This is a genomic window from Microbispora sp. NPDC046933, assembly GCF_040644635.1.
Classification (GTDB): domain Bacteria; phylum Actinomycetota; class Actinomycetes; order Streptosporangiales; family Streptosporangiaceae; genus Microbispora.
In genome coordinates, this window is record NZ_JBEYWW010000002.1 from 208,311 (window position 1) to 226,175 (window position 17,865).

The window sequence follows — 17,865 nt, forward strand, 5'->3', positions numbered from 1 at the left end:
AAGGCGCCCCGATGATCGTCGTAACCGAGGGAACCAGCGCGTACGGGCGCTTGGTCGTGCGGCATCTCCTGACCCGCGTTCCCGCCGGCCGGGTGGCGGTGACCACCACCGATCCGGAGCAGGCCGCGGATCTCGCCGCTCTCGGCGTCGAAGTCCGGCAGGAGGACTACGCCGATCCGGGCAACGGCGCGGCGATCTTCGCCGACGCCGAGCGTGTCCTGAGCAATCCGCCACCCGGCTGGATCGGGCGGCAGACGCCGAGCGGCAGCATCGACCGGGCCCTGGCCCGTATAGAGGCCGTCACCGAGGCCGGGGTGCCGCACCTCGTCCACGTGGGGATCATCAACAGCGAGCGCACGTACCTGAAGTGGCACCACGCGCTGGAGGGTGCCGTCCGCCGCAGTGGGGTCCCGTTCACCATCCTGCGTGACAACCTGCACAGTGAGGCGCTGCTGCCGGCCGCGCGGCTGGCCTTGGCCAGTGGCGAGTTCGTCTGCGCGTTCGGCGGACGTACGATGGCGCCCGCCGCGCTGACGGACTACGCCGAAGCGGCAGCCATCGTGTTGGCCGACGGCGGACACGAAGGGGAGGTTCTCGAACTGTCCGGCTTCGGCCTGACCGCGCTCGGCATCGCATCGGTCTTCACCCTGCTCGCCGATCGGGAGATCGCGCTCCTTGAGGTGAGCTCCGCGAGTGTCGCTGCCGCGCTGAAGAACGCCGGCGCCGCCGACGAAGTCGCCGAAGAGCTGTCGGACCTGTACGAGGCGACCAGCCGCGGCGAATTCTCCCAGGTAGGCGATGATCTAGACCGCATCCTCGGTCACTCGCACCAGCTCAACGAGGCGGCGCTCCGCGCCGCGTTGGCCGCCGGCTGAGGGTGCCCGCCGCCGGGAGTGAGCGTCCTCCAGCGCCCCGACCGCCAGGACCTCGCTGTACGGAGGGGCATCGAGACGTCCATCCGGGGAGCGGGACCGCCAAGCCGCGACCTGTGCCGCCGTCGGGAAAAGCCGGGCGAGTTCCGCAGGACGCAAGAGATCGTCCGTCATGCCGGGTCCTCACATGTCGACGGGGTTCCCTCAGCGGAGCGGCACCGATGAGGGAGCCGTACGGATGCGGACCGACAAGTTCGTCGAAGCGCGAGCGCGGGGGTGCCGTTCGGGCACGCCGCCGGGTCCAGCAGGCGGCGGGAGAGGCCCCATCAACGTCGGCCACCGGCCTCCGCAACACTTGGTCCTCGATAACCCGGCGCCTGCGCGGCCCAGGCTGTAAATCGGCCGCGCAGCCGGCGAAGACCGAACACCGTAGGAGACAACCGTGAGCCTCGAGGCACAGCGCGCCCACATCCTCACCGGGCAGATGTACAACGACCTGACCGACGAACTGGTCGCCGCCCGCCAGCGCGCCGTGCTGCTCACCAACGCCTACAACGACAGCTTCGGCGCTCCCCAGGCCCACCGTGAGGCCCTCCTCCGTGACCTGCTCGACCACGTCGGCCCCGGTGCTCACTTCGAGCCCACCTTCCGGTGCGAGTTCGGCTACAACATCAGTGTCGGCGCCGATTTCTACGCCAACTTCGACGCCGTCATGCTCGACGGCGCACGAATCACGATCGGCGACAACGTCCTGCTCGGACCACGCGTGAGCATCTACACCTCCAACCACGCCATCGATCCCGACGAGCGCGTGGCCGGGGCCTGCTACGCCAAGCCCGTGACCATCGGCGACAGCGTGTGGATCGGGGGCGGGGTGATCATCAACCCCGGCGTGACCATCGGCGACGGCGCGATCGTCGGTTCCGGGGCCGTCGTGACCCGAGACGTCCCCGCACGCGTCATCGCCGCCGGTAACCCCGCCCGGGTGCTGCGCGAGATCACCGAGCAGGATGCCACCGGCTGGCGCCCCGACACCCTGTAGGCGCGTCCGGCATCTCATGGTCACGTCGAACCCGGCCTGCCGGTCACCGACGACGTCAGCGCCTGGAGTGGTCCTCGCCCGCAGGCTCAGTTCTGCGGGCGACAGCGTGGGCAGAGCCGTACACCGACGGCTCGCGAGCCGTGGCCGCCCGTGAGCAGGCCGCCGTGCCGGCCGAACGGGGCAGACTGGCGCGCGAGCCGCAGGATGTGCTCCCCACTTCCTGTCCGGGCCGGCCGTGCAGCTGGAAGGCGGCGAGTCAGTCGTCGAACTCGAAACCGTCCGCCTCGGCGGTCGCGACGAGCCGCCGCATGCGGTCGGCGTCGGTCGCGACGGCCGCCATCCGGGTGCCCAGCTCCTCCAGCGCGCCGCGGTCTGTCCCGTACGCGCAGAACATGTCGCCTTCGGGGTCGTACGAGAACCGGCCTTCCAGAGCGGGGGCCTCGGTGCCGACGAGCAGTTGCGCGACGCCTTCCCAGAAATATCCGTTCGGCTCGTGACCGAGCTCCTCGATCACGTCGTCGACCTGTGCGGTTCCCGCGTCAAGCAACAGCGAGTACTTTCCCGGGGTCGACTCGATCAGCCTCAATGGACGCACCGGCGCATGCTGCCACTTTCGATGCCGACCCGGCAAGGCGCGGTCGGTGACCACGCACTCCGAGCGGATCTCGGGCATGTGGCGCCTGCTGCGGGGCAAGCGTGGAACAAGCAGGGACGGCAGCGGCGGTTCGGGCGGGGATCGGCGGAGTGGTTGCGCGCACCGCGGAGCGCAGGCCATCATCGAGGCATGATCTCCAACCGAAAGGGCGGCGACGCCCACGCGCGGTGACCGCGCCCACGCGGCGCCACGCCGCCGCTGAACCTGTGGTCGACGTCCGAAGCAAGAGTGCTCACGACCGGTGGCAGGAAGCCGTCGAGATTCGACAGGAGTGGCTTGACCACGGTCTGTCCACGGAGCCGGCCGACCGGTGGACCGTCGAACACAGCCTGACCGTTATCTACGCGAGGATCTCTCGCCCGAAGCCCCGGTTCGAATGGGTCGATTCACCGGAGCAGGCGATCCCGCTTGTCGCCGGTCTGCCCACTCTCGACCAGCTCTACGGGTGGATCCGGGATCCTCATCCGCTTGGGATACCGCCACTGGCCAGTGATCTGGCCATGCTCGAGTCCCAGCTGCGCGGCGCACTCAGCGCCGGTGTCTCCCACGCCGACCCTGAGCTGTCCCCAGCTCGCAAGGCCAAACGGAACGAGCCCTGGCCCGAACTGCCACCGCTGAAGGCACTCGACGCCGGCGTTCCACTGGGTGTCGTGGTGCACCAAGGCATCCGCGTCGCACTTCACCGGAGCCTCGCGCACGGATTCCGCATGCCGATTCGTGACGCGCTGGCCGGCAGCGGGTCCGTACCGGCGTGTTGGTACGGGCAGCAGGACGCGGCGTGGGTCGCTTACTACGACGCCCTGCACCGGCTCGGACTGGCCTCGTACGGGCCGGACGAACTCGAGCACCTCGGCCACTGGGCCGCACTGGCGCGCTCCTGCGGCTGGTGGTGGCCCGGCGAGGATGTGTGCATCGTGGCGGATCGACCCGAACTCGTTCGCACCGAACCAGTTCCCGGGACCTGGCACGACGAGGTCCGGCTCCGGCGTGGTGGTGTCCGCTACCGCGACGGCTGGCACCCGCTACTGGCATGACCCACGGGTCGGCCGGGACGAGACAGATGCGCTCGTCCCGGCCCGCCCGAGGGGCAACCCTTGGTCGCTCAGACGCCGTCCAAGGACGGGCCCGGCTGCCGGCGCGGGCCCTGCCTGCAGATGGTGGTACGGCGAGAGGGCCAGGCCCGCAGTGTCACGAGATGGACCGGAGCCGGCCGTGGGACTGGCGCTGGAGTTGGTCGATGGCCTCGGCCGTCTGGTCGTCGGCTGGGAGAAAGACGACGAGTTGTTGGGCCTCGGCGGGCAGTTCGAGCGTCTCACGAATCAGTCGAAGCTGGTGCCCGGCCGGGTGGTTGAGCCGGAGAACGCCGCGTCGCGGCACCACATGACGGTTGAGGCGGCGAGTGAAGTCGGACCCGGCGACGGGTGCGAGCTCCGCGGTGAGCCACTCGAGATTCTCGAGGGACGGCGCCTGCCACAGGTCGAACGCCTGCTCGTCCGCGATGTCGTCCCAGTCGACGAAAAACGTCCGGGCGCGGGGGTCGGTGAACAGGTAGCAGTTGAGGTTCGGATGGGCGGAGTCGAGCAGCCCGGTTCCGCTGGTGATCAACTGGTAGCCGCTGGTGTGGGCGAGTACGTCGCCCAGCCGGTTGGTCACGATGGCGACGCCGGGTTCGAGGAGGCGGAGTGTCTGCAGGACAGACGGTCGTACGCGTCGGGGCGGTGGCACGGGCCGGATGTGGACGGAGCATCCGTCGCCGGTGATCTTCGCAAGGTAGCGCAGGTGATTGCGCTCCGAGGGGTCGAGGCGGAGCGCGTCGGCGAGGGCGTTGATGACCGCCAGCGACGGATTGCGGTCGCGGCCCTGCTCGATGCGGGTCAGGTATTCGACGCTGATGCCGGCGCTCGTGGCGAGATCCACCCGGCGCAGACCCGGGGACCGGCGGCGGCCGCGGTCCGGCAGTCCAAGGGACTCCGGCTGGATGCTGTCGCGCTTGGCCCGGATGAAATTCCCCAATGGCGTCCCCACGCCGATAGGGTACCGGGCCACCCCTTGATCACGCAGTGCCTTGTCGCGCAGTGCCTTGTCGCCCAGCGCCTTGTCGCGCAGTGCCTTGTCGCGCAGTGCCTTGTCGCGCAGCGCGGAGGGTGGCCCTCCGGGGGCTAGCCTGAGCGCGGTCTGGTTACCGGCAGCGGCGCTGCTCGATCGTTGTGTGCATGGAGAACACGTCGACGCGGCGTTCCGGTCAGGCGTTGCTGGTGTGGGGGCTGCTCGTGGTGGCAGCGAACCTGCGGGCGAGTTTGACCGGCGTCGGGCCGTTGTTGGATCGCGTGCAGGCTGATCTGGGTCTGGCCCCGGCAGTGGCGGGCCTGCTGAACACGCTGCCATTGCTGGCGTTCGTGGCGTTGTCCCCACTGGTGCCTCGACTGGCCGCACGGTGGGGAGCCGAGCAGCTCCTTGGGGGCGCGCTCGTGGTGCTGACACTGGGGATCGCGCTCCGGTGGGTGCCGACGGCAGTCGGTCTGTTCGCGGGAACCGTGCTGATCGGGGCGGGCATCGCCGTGGGCAACGTGCTGCTGCCGAGCCTCATCAAGCGCGATTTCCCCACCAAGGTGGGACTGCTGACCAGCGCCTATGCCACTGTGATGGGCGGTGTCGCGGCGGTGGCGTCCGGAGTGGCGGTACCGATCGCCGACGTCGCCCCCGGCGGTTGGTACACCGCCTTGGGTTGCTGGGTCTTGTTCGCGCTGGTGGCTGTCCTGCTGTGGCTTCCTCAGATGCGGGCTCCGCGGCGCACCGCTCAGGCGATTCGCGGGCACCGGTTGCCATGGGGTTCCGGGCTGGCATGGGCGGTCACGGCGTTCATGGGATTGCAGTCGCTGGGCTTCTACGTCGTCGTGACCTGGTTGCCTCAGGTTTTCCAGGACAACGGCATGAGTGCGGCCACGGCGGGATGGATGCTGTTCCTGTTCCAGGCGGTCGCGGTGGTGACCAGCCTGGCCGTGCCCGGCGCGCTGCGGTGGGCACGCGACCAGCGCGCGCTGGCGACGATCTGCTCGGCGGTCCTGCTCCTCGGCTACGTCGGACTTTTCGCGGCGCCGGGATTGGCGTTGCTGTGGAGTGTCGTCCTTGGGTTGGGCGGCGGAGCCTGCCTCGTGCTCGCGTTGGCCTTCATCAGCCTGCGCGCCCAGGACGCGTCCGTGGCGGGCGCGTTGTCGGCGATGGCGCAGTCGATCGGTTACCTGCTGGCCGCCGTGGGGCCCGTGGTCTTCGGGCTGCTGCACACGGTGAGTTCCGGCTGGCAAGCACCGATCATGTTGATGTGCGTGGCCGCGGCCGGCCAGACGATCGTCGCACTGGTGGCCGGCCGGGGCACGGTGAGCGCAGCCGACGGCCAGGTGCCCGATCGCGTCCTCTCGCCCGGGCACTGATCCATCCGGGCAGGGGTTCCATCCGGGCAGGTGAACTGAGTGCGCCACGAATTCGGGGGATGGGCGTTGTCAGGTGAGCATGCTGACCAGGGATTGTCGACGGAGTTCGCAAGACCTGCGGGCGCGAATGGCCGAGGTGAGCCTGGAGGCTCTGCGGCGTCGGGCCGAGTCGCGTGGGCCCGGATGACGCCCGACGGCACCCGGCTGATCGCGGAGGTGAAGCGCGTCCGCCCGGCCCGGAGGCGGCGCGCGGCAAGCGATCGACCGAGATCGACTGCCGCCGAGTACGTGACGGGCGGCGCGGCCGCGATCAGCCTGCTGACCGAGCCGAGGCACTCCGGCGGTTCGCCGGACGACCTGCGCGCCGTGCGTGAAGTGGTGAGCGTTCCTCTGCTGAGCGAGGACGTCGTCCTGCATCCCTGTCGGCTTGCCGAGGCCGCCGTCGCCCGGGCCGACGTTGCGGGGGCGGACGTCGTCGGGGTGGACGTCGCCGGGGCCGACATGGTGCTGCCGATCGTCGCGGCATTGTCCGGACGGCAGGGTTCGCCGAGGATCAACGATGGCGCCCGTTCACCCGGTCGGTGATGTCATGCTCTCGGCCTGTTCGGTAGTCACCATGACCCACTGGTCGAGGATCATCGCGGCGTCGCCGTCGTCGACGGCGCGAGCGGCTCTCCCCACGCACGCCCATCCGCTCCCTGACAGGCGCTGTGCCGGGTGTGGCGGCCGGTGTGGGGGCGGCGAGTTCCCCCGTGGCGGACAGCAGGATGGCGTCACGGACCGGGCTGAGCGTGCCCGTGAGGATCTCCAGCGTGATCTCCGCGTTGTGTGCCGGCCCGTCGCCGCGCAGGCAATCCGGCGCCGCCGGTGGAATGCCGAGGTCACGCGGGTCGAATGTCTCCTGGCGCAGGGTCCCGGCGCGCGCAGTCCACACCTGGGACGTGGTGGTGACCGTCGGTTCGGCCAGCCCGTCGTCACCACGGAAGACGAGCGCGGAGCGGCCACGACGGGCCGGAACTCCGGCGACGAACGGAGCCGTCCGGGCGTCGGCGACGCCGATGGCGGCCGCGCCGAGCGGTGCGGGATTCGTGAACGGGCCCAGCACGGTGAAGACCGTCGGCACGCCGAGTCGTCCGCGTGCCGCGGAAGCGTGGCGCATCGCGGGATGAGACACCGAGGAGACCCGGAAGGCGATCCCCACCTCGGCGAGCACTCGCGGCACTGCCGCCGGAAGGTCGATGACAACGGCCAGTTCCTCAAGCGGGTCCGCCGAACCGCACGCCGAGAACACGGGCCGGTTGCCCTGCTTGACGATCAGCACGCCCGCCGCCGCGCCGACGATCGCCGAGACGGTGGAGATGTTCACCGTGTCGCCCTATTCCCCGCCGGTGCCGAGGATTACCAGCAGCGGTCAGCCGACACCGGCCCTGACCGCGTCCGCGTCCATGGCACGCACCAGCCCGTCGAGCTCCGTGACGGTCCCTCCCTTGAACCACGGACGAACCAGCAGGCCGCCCAGCCCGGCATCGCCGGCCGCGCCACGCGTGACCTCGCCTGTGGGCCACTCCGTGTCGGCCCCAGCGAGGTCCTGGCCGTCCGCGAGCGCCGGAAGAATCTCCGCCCTTCGTCTCCAAGGCGCGTCGACCGCGGTTTCCTGGCCGGTCATCGCCGCTCCTTCGCTGCTCTTTCGCGTCAAGCGTTCACGTCGGCAATGGCGCCGGCCAAGTCCATTTCACACCCCCGTGGGCGGGCCATTCCGCACTGAAAGGAAAGCCATCACCGGCCGGGAAGGCAGCGCTCAAGAGATCAGCGCCTAGGGGAAAGTCGGCGCTGAGGGGGCAAGTCAGCGCCGAGGGGAAGAATGTTACCGATCGCTATCGACCGGAAGTCACGGCTGCCCATGACCGCGCAGATCCAGTCAGCCATCCGCGGACGGATACAGGACGGCACCCTGCATCCAGGTGTCCGGTTGCCGTCGAGCCGCGATCTTGCCGGAGACCTCGGAGTCTCCCGCAGCGTCGTGGTCCAAGCCTATGTACAGCTGATCGCCGAAGGCTATCTCAGGGCCACTCAGGGGTCGGGCACCAGGGTGGCGACACATCTACCTCATCTCGGCCGAATCACGACCGAGCCGACCAAAACCGCGGAAGCCCGTTTCGACCTGCGGGTCGACGCGACAAGCACGGTGTTCTTCCCCTCACGTGAATGGCTGCAGGCCTACGAGCACGTGGGTCGATCGATCGGTGAACCCGGTCCGCGGCGGCACCCCCTCGGTGTTCCAGAACTCCGAGCCGAACTCGCGGCGTACCTTGGCCGTTCGCGGGGAGTCCTGGCGACCGCTGCGGAGGTCGCCGTCACCGCGGACTTCGACCACACCGTCGGCGTGGTGTGCCATGTCCTGCGAGAGCTCGGGTGCGACCACATCGCCGTGGAGAACCCCGGCGCGCCCTGGCAGGCCCGGCTCGCCGAGCATGCCGGCCTGACGGTGACCGGGGTGCCCGTGGACGGCGAGGGCATTGACGTCGACGCGCTTGAGCGGTCCGGGGCGCGCGCTGTGCTGGTCACACCGGTGTCGCAGGTGCCGACCGGGGCCGTGCTGTCATCGCGCCGACGGGAGGCGCTGCTGCGCTGGGCCGCCGACGTGGACGGCTGGGTGATCGAATACGACCGGGACGGGCACCTGTGGTTCGGCGTCGGCAGTGGTCCGCTCGCCCTGCAACGGCATCGTCCGGAACGGGTGATCTACATCGGGGCGACCGGCACCCTGCTCGGTCCGTGCATAAGGCTCGGCTGGGCGGTGGCGCCGGACCTGGTGACGGACCGGCTCGGCCGGATGCAGTTGGGCGCCCCCGACCCGCTCACCCAGCTGACATTCGCCCACTTCATCTCGTCGGGCGTGCTGGATCAGCACGTTCGACAGGTCCGGAGCGTCGTCCGGGCACGGCGCTCGGCGCTGCGGGACGCCGTCGAGCAACACCTGCCGGGCGCAAGGATGACCGGCGCGCCTGCTGGTACGCACGCGTACATCCAATGGCCCAACGGAGTCGACGACGTCCGGCTGGCCGCTGTCGCACGGGCGAGGTCGGTTCTCGTGCATCCCGGCAGGCACTTCCAGCTCGGCCGCCGGCCGTTCGCACCCGGGGTGGTGGTCGGCTACGGCGCGGTGCGCAGCGGCCAGCTCCCGGAGGCCGTCGGTGTGCTCGCCGCCGCCATGCGCCAGGTCACCGGGCTGCTCGCGTCCTGACGCAGGCCAGGAAGCTCGCCATCATCGTCATGCCGTCGATGATGGCGATGCTTCCCGGGCGGAGCCACACACCCTCGATGGGCGGTTCCCGGGTGGAGGCTGTGCCGTCCCGGCGAGTCTCGCCGGCGACGGCTCGGCCACGGTGATCGAGTGGTAGCGGGTGGCGGTGTGCTGGTTCGGCAGGCCGGTGCACAAGCCGAGCCGTCGTAGTGGACCGCCACCACGGTGCCCGTGCCCGCGGGGGTGATCGTCCGGATGCGGGTCCTCCGGTAGGAAGACCTCCTCGGCGCCGAGCCGTCGGCACAGCTCGTTCAGCACCGGCAGCCGTTCGCGGTGGTCCGCACGAGGATCGCAGTCACGGTGACGTCCAGCAATTCCGTCATTCCGGAGATCGCATACCTCCTTTGTTAAGTGGAAAGACAATCAAACCCGGTCATAGTTGGGCAGACCATTCGATGCCCGGCTGACCGGACCACTCGGACAATTCATTGCATTCCTGGCAGAGATTGTGATGATCTGCTCTCCGTGACGAATTCCGAGTTGCTCGTCTCCTGGCGTGACGCGCCCGCGCCGCACCAGCCGGAATGGCCGGACCGCACGGTCCTGGAGGACGTGCTGGCCAGGCTGTCCGCCGCGCCCGGTCTGGTCACGCCAAGCGCATGCGACAGTCTGCGGTCCCGGCTGGCGGCGGTGGCCAACGGCGAGGCGTTCGCGTTGCAGGGCGGTGACTGCGCGGAGACGTTCGACGGCGTGACCCCGGACGCGATCCGCAACAAGACCAAGACCTTGCTGCAGATGGCCGTTATCTTCACCTACGCGACGGGGAGGCCGGTCGTGAAGATCGGCCGGATGGCGGGGCAGTACGCCAAACCGCGCTCCAGCCCCACCGAGACCCGGGACGGCGTGACGCTCCCGGCGTATCTGGGCGACGCGGTGAACGGCTTCGACTTCGACCCGGCGGCCCGCGTGCCGGACCCGGCTCGGCTGTGGCGGATGTACGAGGCGTCGCGGTTCACATTGGACATCGTGGCCGGCGACGCGCGCGACGGGTACGCGGGCCTGGATCAGTTGCACCGGTGGAACAGGGACTTCGTGGCGAGCTCGCCGGCAGGCGCCCGTTACGAGGAGCTGGCCTACAAGATCGACCACGCGCTGCGGTTCATGAGCGCCTGCGGGGTCCAACTCGACGAGCTGCGTTCGGCCGAGATCTTCGCCAGCCACGAGGGCCTGCTGCTGGACTACGAGGACGCGCTCACCCGCATCGACCCCGACAGCGGGCTGACGTACGCCACCAGCGGTCACATGCTCTGGATCGGCGAGCGCACGCGCGCGTTGGACGGCGCGCACGTCGCCTACTGCCGGAGCGTCGCGAACCCCATCGGGGTCAAGCTCGGCCCGTCGACAACGCCGGCCGAGGTCCGCTCCTATGTGGAGATCCTCGATCCGGACCGGCAGCCGGGGCGCTTGACCTTCATCACCAGAATGGGCGCGCGGCGGATCCGCGACCGACTGCCCGAGCTGATCCGTGCCGCCCAGGAGGCCGGCGGGAAGCCGACCTGGATCAGCGATCCCATGCACGGCAACACCTTCCTCGCGCCGAGCGGCCACAAAACCCGGCACCTCGCCGACATCCTCGACGAGCTGCGTGGATTCTTCGACGTCCATCGCGCGCTCGGCACCCACCCCGGCGGCATCCACGTCGAGTTCACCGGCGAGGACGTGACCGAGTGCATTGGCGGCGGCGACGAGATCCTGGCCGACGACCTGCACCACCGCTACGAGTCGACGTGCGACCCGAGGCTCAACCGCAGCCAGTCTCTCGACCTGGCCTTCGACATCGCCGAACTCCTGTGACCACGCGCCCGGTGCGGGCCCGATTCGGCGCTGCGATCATGCTCTGCCGCAAGACATGGAGGGGACAGTGAAAACCGTAGGGGTCGTGGGGGCCGGCGTCATCGGAGCCTGCGTGGCTTTCTCCCTCGCACAACGCGGGGTGCGTGTTCATTGCGTGGAGCGCGCGCAACCAGGGAGTTTGACCACGGGTGTCAGCTTCGCGCGATTGAGCGCCTACCAGCAACCGACATACCCCCGGTTCGAACTGAGCCACACCGGGATGATCGAACACGTACGCTTCGCCGAGCAGTTCGCTTCCGCTCCCTGGTGGCATCCCACCGGCAGTTTGGCCTGGACCGATGCCGCTGACGTGGGCGGCGCCGGCACCAGCGAGTCGTTCGTGGAGGTTGTCGATCGGCTCAGCGCCTGGGGTTATCGCGCGACCTGGTGCGACGCGGCCCAGGTGAAGGAGTGGGAGCCGAACATCGCGTTCTCGCACGCGGAAGCACCGATTGTGCGGTTCCCGGACGAGGGTTGGATCGACGGCCCGAAACTGGTCTCCGCACTGATCGAGGCCGCGAAGCAGTCCGGTCATCTGAGGTTGTGGAAGGGCGAGGTCGCGGACATCGAGGTCCAGGGCGACCGCGTCGTGGCGCTCCGGTTGGAGAACCAGGACCGCATCGAGGTCGATGCCGTCGTCAATGCCGCCGGTCCTGAGGCCGTCACGGTGGCCGCGACGCTCGGAGCTCCCATGCTCGGGGCAGTCGCGACGCGCAGCAGCCTCGTGATCGACCTCGCGACGGACGGCGATCCCGTGAAGCACGTCCTGCGCGGGGCAGAGGCGCACGTCAGGTCGGCGGGGCCGGGCCGCGTGCGGGTGCGATCCGATCAGGTCGATGCCTGTCTTCCGGCCGGAATCCGGTCCGAGCCCAGCGACGAGATCGTCAAGGACCTGTTGGAGCGCGTGTACCGCACCGTTCCGGCGTTGGCGTCGTCCACCGTCGAGCGGGTTCGCATGGGCACCGCGGTGTTCCCGTCGGACGGCTTTCCCAGCGTCGGCGCATTGTCCGGCGTCTCCGGCTACTACGAGGCGTTCGCCAACAGTGGCATCACTCTCGCTCCGTTCATCGGACGAACCCTGGCAACGCAGATCCTCACGGGGGAGATCCATCCCCTGTGGGCTCGATGCTCGCCCGATCGTCTGCGGGTGGCGTCGTAAGGATTCTCGAGAAAGCAAGGCTCATCCAGCGCGTACATCAATTTGGGGGATAGGTGTCTGCATACCCAGAGCTCAGGGAACTCACCACGAAGTTGATTTCCGAGGAGCCCTCGGAAATCCAGATGATGCGAACCGGAACCCTTCCCGATCTACCCGGATCATACGATCAGTACTTCACCGCGTGGGATTTCGCGAACAGCATCGTCCGCGACTATTCCATGAATCTCTACCAGCTGGTGAGAATGGCGACGGACGAGAGCCTGTCCGTCGAGAACGTGCTCACGGTCTTCCGCACGCTGGACCCCATCTACAGTACCTTTCTCGGCTACAACGGCTTCCCCACCCTGGCGGAGTACGCCGTCAAGGTCGGCGAGCCCGCTGAGGATCGCCGGGAGCTCGTGGACAGACTGTCGACGTTCACCGAGTACGTGAACCGGCTGACGGCCTGGTCGCATCACTACTTCCCCTGGCATGTCGGCGAGCACTACCGGTACGCCGCGAGCGACGTCACGACGCGACCGGAGTACACGCCCGCACCGGTCGACACCGAGGGTGATCCGCTCCGGCGCATCCCCATCAAGCTCACGTGGCAACCACTGGGGGTGGAGGTCGCTGCCGAGCTTGCTTACGACCTCAATGAGCAGCTCTGCGTGGATGTCGTCAAGTCGCTGCCGTTCACGGTGCTGCAGGACCACGCGGTCGTCAGCGGCGAGTCCATGTACGCCTGGGCGCCGCTGGTGAGCGTGGCGCCGACGCCGGTGCGGGAACGCATCTGCGACGCGCCGATCGGCAGGCTCCGGTTCAGCCAGGCGACGGGCAACAAGCTCATCGTCCAGTACGGACCGACCTCGGAGACGCTCAGCAGTCCCGTTCTGGGCAAGGTGGTCGACGAGCACACCGACAGGCTCCCCGAGGTCGGCAAGGCCGTGTGGGAAAGCACGTTTCGCACGAAGGAACACATCTGGCTCACGGTCGAGCTCCTGTAGTGACCATCACGGGGCAGGACGCGAGGCCGGCCGGAGAAAAAGGTGAAGGCATGACCAGCACATCAAGCAAGCCGACCAGGGATCTGCTGTTTCCCGAGCTGAGCGACTCGATCGAGGCGCGGATATCCTGGTTTCAGCAGATGCAGAAGAACGAACCATTACGCTTCCGTCCGGAGTACAACCTCTGGGAGGTGTTCCGGTACGACGACGTCAATCACGTGCTCAAGAATCCCGACATTTTCTCGGTGACCAACAAGACCCACCAGGGTCTGCCGTTCTCCTTCGGCAGGGCGGACATACCGGATCACCGCTTCCTGCGAGGCTTCGTCGCGCGATCGTTCGTGCCGGCCAACATCGAGAGCCGAGCGCCGGAATTCTCGTCGATGGTCGACTCGCTGCTGGCGGACGCCCTGACCTCCGGCAGGATGGAGATACTCGGGGAGCTGTGTTATCCGCTCATGGAACGCGTCGTCGCGGACATGTTCGGGTTGCGGATCACGGGCGCCGGCCGTTTCCGGGAGTGGTCCGACCAGATGTTCGGCCAGCTGATCGGGGTTCGTTCTCCGGATCACGCCGACGTGGTCGATCTGTTCACGGAGCAGCTCAACGAGCGCAAGCGCAACCCGAGCGACGATCTGATGAGCGCCCTGCTCGCGGAGCGGAGCAAGGATGGACGATTGGCGGAGGAAAAAATCGTCCACATGTGCCTGGATCTGGCGACCGCCGGCAATGCCCCGCTTTCCCTCATGCTGGCCTACGCCTTTTCTCGCTTCTGCCGGGATCCGGAGCTCTACCTGACGCTGCGGCGCGACCCCTCGCTGATTCCGGGAGCCATCGAGGAGATCCTGCGCTACGACTTCTCGTGGTTCAACCTGTGGCGTACGGCCCGGCACGACACCGTGCTGGGTGGGCACGAGATCAAGGCGGGTCAGTACGTGGTGATCTGGGACTCGTCGGCCAACTTCGACGAGAACTACTTCCCGGACGCGGAACGATTCGACATCAGGCGCTCCCCGAACCCTCATCTGACCTTCGGGCAGGGCATGTACATCTGCCTTGGCCTGCCCCTGACGCGGACGTTGGGGCGCGTCGTGCTGGAGCGGTTCGTCGCCTCCTTCTCCGACATCCGCTTCGATCCGGAGAAGCCCATGCAAACCCTGGATCAAATGAAGGACTACATCGTGTCACTTGATGTGGTCCTCACGCCGTCAAAGGCAACCGTTTCCTGACCTTCCGGCTGTCGGCCGCCTGCGACGAGGGCGGCAGAGACGGCACAGACGAGGCGGCAGGGGAGGTGACAGCTCACCTTCTTGGCCGCCTCAGTCATGTTCTGCGGCGGATGCCGCCGGGATCGGCACCGCGTCCAGGCTGCCTGGTCCGGGACGTCGCCGGCGCGGTGAGTGGCTGGGACTGTGCGCAGGGCGGCCTGTCGGTGATGAGAGCACAGCCCTTCCCCGGGCCCGTCAGCTCACGCGGTGGGGGCGGGGGACCTGGGCGAATGTGGACAGCTTGAACCACCGGGGCACGGCGCGGCGTAGCGCCTCCGGGCCGTGCACCTCAACGGCGCCGGAGCGGAGGGCGTCGGACCAGGTGAGATCGCCACGCCAGATCTCGGTCATCCGCCGCAGGCCCACGATCACCTTCACCGTCAGCGGATAGCCGGGATCGTCGTCGCATACGTCGACGTCACCGGGGGTGATGACCAGCCACCAGTCGCGGGTGTGCGCTGCCACATCCGTGAAGCTGAACTGCACCACCGTGCGCTGTTCAGGGATGACGTCGTGGTCGACGTTGCGGTGCATGTCCCACAGCAGCAACTGCGGATCGAGGTCCTCGTCGCCGAGCTCCGGGATCCAGCGGATGCCCCAGGCGCCCAGTGCTTCGACCACCGGCTGCAGCTCCTGCCCGGCCGGGGTGAGCAGGTACCGCACCCGGTTGCCGTCGGGACGACGCTCCAGGACGCCTGCCCGCTCCAGCCGGTTGAGCCGCCTGGACAGCAGAGAGGGGGACATCCTCGGCACCCCGCGGCGTAGCTCGTTGAAGTACCGGCTTCCGGTGACCAGCTCCCGGATGATGAGCAGCGTCCAGCGCTCGTCGAGCAGCTCCATCGCCTTCGCGACAGGGCAGAATTGTCCGTACGAGGTTCCCACGCCGATCAGCGTAACTCTGAGCCGAAATCGCCAGATGGTACACATCTCGTACTAGAGGCGGCCGCCCGGCGTTCTTACCGTCGAGCCATGACAGTCACAATGAACCAGCCCCAGCACGACGCCGACGTCGTCGCGCTGGCCGCCGAGGTCGGCCTGCGGTGCGCGCCGAGCGAGGCGGAGCACGACCTGGACGCGACCTTCGTCGCCGAGGGCTACCAGGCGATGCGCGATCACGGCTACCTGAGGCTGGCCGTACCCACGGAGTTCGGCGGCCTGGGCGCCGCACTGCGTCAGGTGGTGCTGGCCGAGGGCGAGCTCGCCCGCCACGCCGGATCGGCCGCGCTGGCCGCCGCCATGCACCTCTATATGACTCTGGTCCAATGCTGGCGGCACCGTCGAGGCGCGCCGGACGCCGAGGGCGCGCTGCGCCTGGTCGCCGCGGACGGGATGATCATGGCCACCAGCGGTGGATCGGACTGGGTGTCCCCAACGACCACGGCCGTCGAGGTCGACGGCGGGTTCCGGTTCACCGGACGGAAGACGTTCTGTTCGCAGGCGCCGGTCGCTACCGTCATCTCCACATCGGCAGTGCTCGGGGAACCCGGACCCGACCACCTTGGCTCTGGCCGGCACCGCCGCACTGGCCAGTGCGGAGCGCACCCCGTGATCGGTGTCCTTCTCGCCGAGACCTGCCGCCGATCGGCGGCAGGTCTCGCAGTCGGAGTCGCACGCGGCCGTACCTGTCGTGCCCGTGCTTCACGCCTTCGACGTTCCTGTCCGGCTCCCGGTGCCCCGCCCGGAAAACCGTGACCGGGGATGCTGACGCCCGGAAAACGACCCGTTGGCAGCAGATCACACCACCGCGCTCAGCCGATCAAGTAGCTCGGCTCCACGTCGGGACGTGATCTGGTTGTACACGTGCGCAGGCGTCCACGGACTCCTCGCCAACGGTGTGGGAATCCCCCTGGCATTGAGGACATGAGCGATGTCTCGGAAGGTCATGTGATCTCGGCGTAGACGGACTATGAGCTCGAGTACATCGCCCGGGCACCGCGGGGGCCTGCCCCGCCCGGCGCTCATCTCCGGCCTCGGAGGATCGCACTGACTACCTTGATGATGTCGCAGAACGGCTTGAGCATAGCGTTGAAGCAGGCCATGGCACGCTTCTGGCGGCCGGAGTCCCTGCTGAGAATCGCCGTCAGCCCGGTAACGACGATGAAGACAAGCACGACGGCGGCCAGGGCCAGGAGGCTGTACAGCGCGATGGCGGCGAGATGGGCTACATCAGTACCAGCGTCGATCAGCGGGCCCGCTACGTGCAGGACTGTGAGAGGGATGGAATGCATCCCGGTCTCCTTGGGGGAGTAACACGGGAGTCGCCACTATGGCGAAACCCGCAGACTGACTCGAATGAGGAAGCCGGCCGCGGGCATGATTCAGCCCACAGGCGACCAACGAGAAGTGCGGTCAGGCCTGCGGGATACGTAATTCGGGATCGACGTCATGCGCGTAGCGCACCGCGAGTTGACCGAAGGACAGCGCGGGGAAAGCCGTATCGAAGTCGTAGCCAGAGCCAGGGATGACGACGGTGGCTCGCTGGAGCAGCCGAACCTTTTCGCCGACGCGGAAGAGCCCTGAGATCGACAGGTGACGGGAGGCAAGCTGAATCAGAAGGTCGACCAGCCAGTCGGGCAGCTTCTTCCATGACTTGTGCCTCTTGGCGGAAGTGGCGGACGACTCCAACGCCTCGAGGTGGATGCTGTCCGAGTTCTCTGCCTTCTCCGTCCCGCACTGGTAGGTGCTAACGGCTGACAGAAGGTGGAGGAAAAGTTCTTTTTCTTCGGCGGCGCATCGCAAGGGCTCAGATGTTTCGAGGCCGCGGGGAGCGATGTAGGACTTGACCTGAACGGCTGTCTCGCCATCGAAGTAGTCGAACCCCCGGTCCCCGCACCGCGGCCGGTCCGGAGGAATCCTCTTGCATCCCCGTGCTTCACCCTGCCGGGCCTGCGCACCGCGAGCGTGGCCGAGCGCCGAGTAGAGCACGGCCACGAAGTCGTTACGGTTGTTCCATACCTGATCGCAGACGGCGAACCGGACAGCGGTACCGGAAGGCAGGAATGTCGATGTCTCGCCGCTGCCAAGTGCGGACAAGACGGCCGATATGAAGATCTTTTCAAAGTTGGAATTCCTGGGCATCGTCATGAGTTGATCTGCCCAGAGCTGCCGGAGGCGGTTTGTGATCCCGGGGCGGGGCTCCGATGGGAGGAAGGTCTTGGGTGGCTGCTCCGCTGGCTGAGGTCCAGGGGGTGACTCCTCCGAGGAGACGCGGGCAAGCCTTCCCCAGGGGCAGTTGTCTCCCACGCCTGGCCTGGTGCCAGAGTTCATTTCACCTCCTCTGATGGTCGTACCAGGACAGTACACCGGGTCACTCTTTGT

At 68.0% G+C, this 17,865-nt stretch carries 19 protein-coding genes and 1 pseudogene; 12 read left to right on the forward strand and 8 right to left on the reverse strand.

Annotated features, from left to right (window positions below):
- Window positions 1-11 precede the first annotated feature (11 nt).
- Window positions 12-875 carry an NAD(P)H-binding protein gene (locus ABZ857_RS03355; protein ID WP_357036752.1) on the forward strand — a complete coding sequence of 288 codons (864 nt, stop codon included), beginning with the start codon at window positions 12-14 and terminating at the stop codon, window positions 873-875.
- Window positions 876-1,314: 439 nt separating this feature from the next.
- Window positions 1,315-1,914, forward strand: coding sequence for a sugar O-acetyltransferase (locus tag ABZ857_RS03360; protein ID WP_357036755.1), 600 nt, complete (start codon window positions 1,315-1,317; stop codon window positions 1,912-1,914).
- Between the two features lie 256 nt (window positions 1,915-2,170).
- Here the strand turns inward: ABZ857_RS03360 and ABZ857_RS03365 are convergent, their stop codons facing one another.
- On the reverse strand, window positions 2,171-2,509 hold the full coding sequence (locus tag ABZ857_RS03365; RefSeq protein WP_357036758.1) for an Imm51 family immunity protein: 339 nt from the start codon (window positions 2,507-2,509) through the stop codon (window positions 2,171-2,173).
- A 227-nt stretch (window positions 2,510-2,736) separates the two neighbouring features.
- Between ABZ857_RS03365 and ABZ857_RS03370 the strand changes: the two genes are divergently transcribed.
- The gene (locus tag ABZ857_RS03370; RefSeq protein WP_357036761.1) at window positions 2,737-3,603 is read left to right on the forward strand and encodes a DUF6745 domain-containing protein; all 867 of its coding nucleotides are present in this window, start codon (window positions 2,737-2,739) and stop codon (window positions 3,601-3,603) included.
- Between the two features lie 154 nt (window positions 3,604-3,757).
- On the opposite strand, the gene ABZ857_RS03375 is transcribed toward ABZ857_RS03370, so the two are convergent.
- Window positions 3,758-4,594 (reverse strand): helix-turn-helix transcriptional regulator, encoded by an 837-nt coding sequence (locus ABZ857_RS03375; RefSeq protein WP_357036764.1) that lies wholly within the window; start codon window positions 4,592-4,594, stop codon window positions 3,758-3,760.
- A gap of 188 nt (window positions 4,595-4,782) precedes the next feature.
- On the opposite strand from ABZ857_RS03375, the gene ABZ857_RS03380 reads away from it, so the two are divergent.
- On the forward strand, window positions 4,783-5,997 hold the full coding sequence (locus ABZ857_RS03380) for an MFS transporter (protein WP_357036767.1): 1,215 nt from the start codon (window positions 4,783-4,785) through the stop codon (window positions 5,995-5,997).
- A gap of 183 nt (window positions 5,998-6,180) precedes the next feature.
- The gene (locus ABZ857_RS03385) at window positions 6,181-6,582 is read left to right on the forward strand and encodes a hypothetical protein (protein WP_357036770.1); all 402 of its coding nucleotides are present in this window, start codon (window positions 6,181-6,183) and stop codon (window positions 6,580-6,582) included.
- Here ABZ857_RS03385 and ABZ857_RS03390 read toward each other — a convergent pair.
- Window positions 6,551-7,363 carry a hypothetical protein gene (locus tag ABZ857_RS03390; RefSeq protein ID WP_357036773.1) on the reverse strand — a complete coding sequence of 271 codons (813 nt, stop codon included), beginning with the start codon at window positions 7,361-7,363 and terminating at the stop codon, window positions 6,551-6,553. The two genes, ABZ857_RS03385 and ABZ857_RS03390, sit on opposite strands and share 32 nt — an antisense overlap.
- A gap of 45 nt (window positions 7,364-7,408) precedes the next feature.
- Window positions 7,409-7,663 carry a hypothetical protein gene (locus ABZ857_RS03395; RefSeq protein ID WP_357036776.1) on the reverse strand — a complete coding sequence of 85 codons (255 nt, stop codon included), beginning with the start codon at window positions 7,661-7,663 and terminating at the stop codon, window positions 7,409-7,411.
- A gap of 234 nt (window positions 7,664-7,897) precedes the next feature.
- Between ABZ857_RS03395 and ABZ857_RS03400 the strand changes: the two are divergent.
- From ABZ857_RS03400 to ABZ857_RS03425, 6 genes and pseudogenes are all read left to right on the forward strand, one after another.
- A pseudogene (locus tag ABZ857_RS03400) lies at window positions 7,898-8,077 on the forward strand (GntR family transcriptional regulator); the annotation flags it as partial.
- A gap of 147 nt (window positions 8,078-8,224) precedes the next feature.
- Complete coding sequence (locus ABZ857_RS03405) at window positions 8,225-9,241, forward strand: PLP-dependent aminotransferase family protein (RefSeq protein ID WP_357037389.1); 1,017 nt, start codon at window positions 8,225-8,227, stop codon at window positions 9,239-9,241.
- Between the two features lie 525 nt (window positions 9,242-9,766).
- Complete coding sequence (locus ABZ857_RS03410) at window positions 9,767-11,095, forward strand: class II 3-deoxy-7-phosphoheptulonate synthase (RefSeq protein ID WP_357036779.1); 1,329 nt, start codon at window positions 9,767-9,769, stop codon at window positions 11,093-11,095.
- Window positions 11,096-11,150: 55 nt separating this feature from the next.
- Window positions 11,151-12,293, forward strand: coding sequence for an FAD-binding oxidoreductase (locus tag ABZ857_RS03415; protein ID WP_357036782.1), 1,143 nt, complete (start codon window positions 11,151-11,153; stop codon window positions 12,291-12,293).
- 53 nt (window positions 12,294-12,346) lie between these two features.
- Window positions 12,347-13,279 carry a hypothetical protein gene (locus tag ABZ857_RS03420; protein WP_357036785.1) on the forward strand — a complete coding sequence of 311 codons (933 nt, stop codon included), beginning with the start codon at window positions 12,347-12,349 and terminating at the stop codon, window positions 13,277-13,279.
- A gap of 50 nt (window positions 13,280-13,329) precedes the next feature.
- The gene (locus tag ABZ857_RS03425; RefSeq protein ID WP_357036788.1) at window positions 13,330-14,508 is read left to right on the forward strand and encodes a cytochrome P450; all 1,179 of its coding nucleotides are present in this window, start codon (window positions 13,330-13,332) and stop codon (window positions 14,506-14,508) included.
- Between the two features lie 234 nt (window positions 14,509-14,742).
- On the opposite strand, the gene ABZ857_RS03430 is transcribed toward ABZ857_RS03425, so the two are convergent.
- Window positions 14,743-15,429, reverse strand: a complete 687-nt coding sequence (locus ABZ857_RS03430) for a helix-turn-helix domain-containing protein (RefSeq protein WP_357036791.1) — start codon at window positions 15,427-15,429, stop codon at window positions 14,743-14,745.
- Window positions 15,430-15,516: 87 nt separating this feature from the next.
- Between ABZ857_RS03430 and ABZ857_RS03435 the strand changes: the two genes are divergently transcribed.
- Complete coding sequence (locus tag ABZ857_RS03435; RefSeq protein ID WP_357036794.1) at window positions 15,517-16,239, forward strand: acyl-CoA dehydrogenase family protein; 723 nt, start codon at window positions 15,517-15,519, stop codon at window positions 16,237-16,239.
- Between the two features lie 42 nt (window positions 16,240-16,281).
- Here ABZ857_RS03435 and ABZ857_RS03440 read toward each other — a convergent pair whose 3' ends face one another.
- The 3 genes from ABZ857_RS03440 to ABZ857_RS03450 form a co-directional block, all read right to left on the reverse strand.
- Complete coding sequence (locus tag ABZ857_RS03440) at window positions 16,282-16,509, reverse strand: recombinase family protein (protein WP_357036797.1); 228 nt, start codon at window positions 16,507-16,509, stop codon at window positions 16,282-16,284.
- Window positions 16,506-16,775 (reverse strand): hypothetical protein, encoded by a 270-nt coding sequence (locus ABZ857_RS03445; protein WP_357036800.1) that lies wholly within the window; start codon window positions 16,773-16,775, stop codon window positions 16,506-16,508. Before ABZ857_RS03445 ends, ABZ857_RS03440 begins: the two co-directional genes overlap by 4 nt.
- A 121-nt stretch (window positions 16,776-16,896) precedes the next feature.
- Window positions 16,897-17,631: a hypothetical protein gene (locus tag ABZ857_RS03450; RefSeq protein WP_357036803.1), complete on the reverse strand. Its 735-nt coding sequence runs from the start codon at window positions 17,629-17,631 to the stop codon at window positions 16,897-16,899.
- Window positions 17,632-17,865 lie beyond the last annotated feature (234 nt).